This window comes from Pseudoalteromonas luteoviolacea NCIMB 1944, assembly GCF_001625565.1.
Taxonomy (GTDB): domain Bacteria; phylum Pseudomonadota; class Gammaproteobacteria; order Enterobacterales; family Alteromonadaceae; genus Pseudoalteromonas; species Pseudoalteromonas luteoviolacea_F.
This window is the reverse complement of the sequence record NZ_AUXS01000046.1, coordinates 1-4,242: the sequence shown is the minus strand read 5'-3', so window position 1 is coordinate 4,242 and position 4,242 is coordinate 1. Positions and strand designations below refer to the sequence as shown.

The following is a 4,242-nucleotide window of genomic DNA, read 5'->3' as shown; positions in this document are numbered from 1 at the left end:
CTGCCACTGTGGTTTAGGTAGGGCTTTTCTATCAATTTTACCATTGCTATTGTGTGGCATTGTATCCAGCACCACTATCAGCGCTGGCACCATATAATCTGGTAATCGCTCACTGAGCGCTGCACCTATGGTCTCTGTATCCAACTGCTCACCAGATACATAGCCCACTAACTGTGTACTGCCCGTGCTGTCATCATCAACTACCACCGCTTCACTGACACCTACGCAGCGATACAGCTGGGCTTCAATGTCGCCCAACTCTATGCGATAACCCCGGATCTTAACTTGATGATCTGTTCGACCTAGATATTCTAGTTCACCTTGATGATTCCAACGCACCAAATCGCCGGTACGATATAAACGACTGCCATCATCCGCAAACGGGTTTGCCACAAAACGTTCAGCACTGAGCTCTGGACGAGACAAGTACCCGCGCGCCAATCCGGCTCCCGCGATATACAGCTCACCCGCCACCCTCTGTGGACACAGATTCAGTTGATTATCTAACACATACAATTGCGTATTCAGCGTTGCCTCACCCAAGTGCACCGGTGTCTGCGTAACCGGGTAACAACTGGACCAAATCGTGGTTTCCGTCGGTCCGTACATGTTCCAAAGTGTGACCCCCGTTGCCGCCAAGTCATCGACCAATTCTGCCGGCAGTGCTTCTCCCCCGCACAAGGCGAATTTGCCCTGTACTGCGGTGAGTAAATCCAGTTCCAGTAGACTGCGCCAGCCCGCTGGTGTCGCTTGCAATAGATCTTGCTCGGCCAATAATTCTGGCGTGAGGGTGGTGGCGTTTTGTGCCACGGTTACTGTGCCACCACTTATCAGTGGCAAGTATATTTCCAACCCGGAAATGTCAAAGGACAATGAGGTCAACGCCAGTGCATTCTGCGCCCCTTTAAGACCCAATTGTTGCTGCATGCCCAATAAGAAATTAAGTAGGTTGCCATGACTGATGGCCACCCCTTTCGGCAGTCCTGTCGATCCCGAGGTATACAGCGTATACACCAGCTGGTCATGATGGCGCACCGCGCTCGGTTTGCTTTGCGGGTAGGTATCGAATGACAGCTCCGCCACATTTAAGCAAGTCACCTCATCGGCAAATGCCATAGCGGTATTCGTCAGTGCCAGCTTCGCGCCACTGTGTTGGCAAATATAATCTCGGCGCTCGTCAGGTAGTTCCACTGCGATTGGCACATATACACCACCGGCTTTGCTCACCGCTAAAATCGCCAAGATCATTTCAATGCCTCGGGTCATGCTCACCGCCACCGGCATCTCTGCGGTTAACCCGGCTGCCAGCAACCCATGGGCTAGCTGGTTCGCACGCTCATCAAGCTCGGCATAACTTATCTGCGCGTTGTGTTCATTGCGCACCGCAATGGCCGCTGGCGTGTGCTTTGCCTGCTGTTCAAACAGCGCCAATGCATCCTGTTGTGGTAATACTTGCTGCTGGCCAACCCCCAGTTGTTGCACACTTGCCTGCGCCTGTGCATCTAATAATTGAATGTGGCCCAGCGGTTTATCCACCTGTGATTGCAACGCCTCTAGCAAGCGCGCCAAATTGGTGGCAAGTTGCGCAACCAACTTGGCACTTAAACGCCAACCTTGATAGGCAAAGTTGACAGTCAAACCCTGTGCGGTTTCAACAAACACCGTGAGGGGATAATTGGTTTCTTCACGGTTTTCAACCAGTGAGAATCTAGCGCCATCCAGTTCATCTGCACCCAAAGACTCGGAGATCGGGTAGTTTTCAAAAATCAACAAGCTATCAAATAGACCTTGCTGGTCAAAACTGACTTGCCCATCTGCCAGTTTTTGGATTTGATACAGAGGTGTGTGTTCAAATTCACGGCTTTGCATACTGTCTTGCTGGCGGGCTTTTAGCCAGTGTCCAACAAGCTGTTCATTGTCCAGTGTGCTGATCACCGGCAGGGTATTGATAAATAACCCCACCGTACTGTCACTGCCCGCCAGATCGGCCGGTCGACCTGATGTCGTCGCACCAAAACACACCGCCGATTTATTCAACATACGACCCAATAACAGTGACCACGCGCCCTGCAGTACGGTGTTGACAGTGATCTGCTGTTGCTGTGCAAAACGCTGTAATTGCGCCGCTTGCTGCTCATCAAGCTGTAATGTGTGCTGTGCATAACCTAGGTTGCTATCCAATGCATCACGATTTTGCAGTTCACTCAGATAAGATGCGTCGTTTAACTGTGCAAGTCTAGTCTGCCAATAGTCATCACCCGCCGCGTCATCTTGCGTGGCTAGATATGCAAGATAATCTTGATACTGGCCCCCAGGCTGTGGCAAGGCTTGGCCTTGATATGCCATCATGACTTCAGCCAACACCGCGGTGCTACTCCAGCCATCGAGCAGCATATGGTGATAGGTCCAAATAAAGTGATGCTGCTGTGGCCCTTGCTGAACTAGAGTGAATGACATTAAGCCCACCTCTTCGGTCACCGCAAAGCCTTGCTCTAAAATTGAGTGGGCCAACTGCTCAGTCGATTTTGTCGGCTCTGACTGCCAATCCAGCTCATTAAAGGCAATTTGATGGCCCGCCACCACGTATTGTAACTGTTGTGATGTGGTGGAAATAAACCCAGTGCGCAGCGCATCATGTCTATCTACCACTTGCTGCCATGCCGCTTTAAAGCGCGTGACATCAAGGCCGCTGATATCGAGTCGCAACTGATTTAAATACGCGGCACTTTGCTCAACCATCGAGTGGAACATCATGCCCTGCTGCATGGCTGAGAGCGGATAAATGCTGGACACGGTTTGCTGTGCAATAGGCAGCGCATCTAGCTCTGTTTGGCTCAAGGATAACAGCGGTACATCCGCAGGGGTCAAACGTGTATTGGCGTCACTGCAGTGCGCTATCACCTGTGTCAACGCCTGTTCGAGGCGCTGGGCAAACTCCGCCATATCAGACTTCTCTAAACAGGCACCACTGTAGGTGATGGCCAAGTTCAGCACCCCATTTTGGATTGCGCCATTGATGGCGATATCCGCACTGAGTGGGTTTTGTGCGGCAATACTGCTGCCAACACCATCTGTGCTCATTTGCCAATCAGCCAATTGCCCATGAGCATTGGCATCGAGCTGACCTAGGTAGTTAAATTCGATTTGAGGCTTGCGCGCAGTGTGCAGTGCTTGTTGCTGTGCCTCGCTGCCATAATATTTGAATGCACCATAACCAATGCCTTTGTTTGGCAAGGCACGTAAACGCTCTTTGGTGGCAATAATGGTGTCTGCGATTTCATGGTGGCTGGTCAATTTCACCGGGTAAAGTGCGGTGAACCACCCCAAGGTGCGGCTTAAATCAAGCTGAGATTGCCACGGTTCACGGCCGTGGCCTTCTAAAAATACCTGTGCTTCGTTACTGCCAGTCCACTGTTTAAGGGCCACACTTAATGACGCCAACAATAATTCGTCAATATGCGTGCGATATGGACGCTGTGCCTGTGATAATAACGCTTGTGTTTGCTCTTCACTCAGTGCCACTTGAATGGTTTGGGCACTGTGCATGGTGTCATCGCCTTCAGCGACAAAGTTTGGCAATACAAGCGCATCGCTGTGCTGGTTTTGCCAAAGTTCAAATTCACTTTGATGACTACTTGGATAAGTTTGGATCTGCTGCGCCCAATATTGATAACTATGGCTCTTTAACGCCAGCGCAATCGACTTGCCAGCAGCGGCCTGTTCAATGCCTTGCAGTAAGTCATCGACTAAAATTCGCCACGATACGCCATCAATCACTAGGTGGTGGGCAATTAAGATCAGTGCCTGACGGGTCTCACTGTGGACATACAGCACTCGCAAGGAATCGGCGCGTTGAATATTTAAGCTGGCTTGTGCCTGCTCAGCGGCATTGGCCAAGTAGGTGTCAAATGCCTCGTCGGTGGTGGTTTGATACCATACCACTTCACGATAATCGGCCTCGTCGTAGTCGCGATAGGTTTGCTGCCACGTGCCTTGATGTTGATATTGCAAACGCAAGCTATCGTGATGTTTTATTAAGGCTTGTACACTCTCATTGAGTGCGGCCAAGGTAATTGGTGCCGGCGGTGTTAAACGGATCGCTTGGTTCCAGTGATTCACATTGCTTGGCTGTCTTGCAAAGTAGGCCTGTTGAATGGGTAACAGAGGTGTTGCACCACTGACTACTTGCGGGATTTTATCTTCGTCACTGAGTTCACTTAGCTCGATGGCCAATTGCGCTAT

Annotated in this window: 1 protein-coding gene; it reads right to left on the bottom strand. The window is 50.8% G+C overall.

What is annotated here, in order from left to right; translation table 11 throughout:
* The coding region (locus N483_RS17925; protein ID WP_155735416.1) for an amino acid adenylation domain-containing protein at window positions 1-4,242 on the bottom strand (4,242 nt) is incomplete at both ends.